Source organism: Corynebacterium sp. HMSC078H07, from assembly GCF_001812805.1.
GTDB lineage: Bacteria > Actinomycetota > Actinomycetes > Mycobacteriales > Mycobacteriaceae > Corynebacterium.
In genome coordinates this window covers 1-594 of sequence record NZ_KV810468.1, presented here as the reverse complement: position 1 = coordinate 594, position 594 = coordinate 1, and the positions used below count along the sequence as shown (strand labels likewise).

Below are 594 nucleotides of genomic sequence, written 5' to 3'. Positions count from 1 at the left end.
GTGCGCCCTCTGGGCTAGCATTGGACTGCTATCTACACTTTCCTAGGATAGGCACGAGAAGGCGGTTATGTTAATGAGACGCATGATGGCACGGATAGGGTTCACTAGTATTGTCTCCCTATTACTCTCCTCTTGTAGTTTTGATGACCCATTGGCTTCTCATCTCGCGTCCCTAGGACGATCGGGACATGCGATCCCCGTTACTGAGTCCATCACACTGGAGGAACTCTACGGACCAGAGTGGACTGAGTTTTCGCTCGTGTGCCCATACACTCCGTATCAAACAGTCAAAGAAACACTCATGGCTGATGATCCCCCTGTTCCAGAACACGGCTTCTCCGATCGAGAAAACTTCCTCTTTCTTAGAGGAAAGGGCGACAGCGAGAAATGGGTGAAGTTCTCTCGACAGGCTCTTGATCTGTGTTCTCCATCAAGTCCGTCTTCTTTAATCATGGAGTCAACGACAGTTGCTCTCAGTTTTTCTCTGGATAATCCGGGTAGTGCTTGGATTCTAACCGGCTTGAACAAGTAGTCATATGGGCTCGCTGCTCCTGGGCAGTATCGGGAACACTCAGATTGGGGTCAGCGTGCACG

The 594-nt window shown here is 50.3% G+C and carries 1 protein-coding gene; it reads left to right on the top strand.

Annotated elements, in window-relative coordinates; genetic code table 11:
• The first annotated feature begins 301 nt into the window (after nucleotides 1–301).
• Nucleotides 302–532 carry a hypothetical protein gene (locus HMPREF2875_RS13475; RefSeq protein WP_141746466.1) on the top strand — a complete coding sequence of 77 codons (231 nt, stop codon included), beginning with the start codon at nucleotides 302–304 and terminating at the stop codon, nucleotides 530–532.
• Nucleotides 533–594 lie beyond the last annotated feature (62 nt).

Coding starts and splice junctions, on each gene's coding strand:
- HMPREF2875_RS13475 (WP_141746466.1), top strand. CDS start 302: ATGGCTGATGATCCCCCTGTTCCAGAACACGGCTTCTCCGATCGAGAA.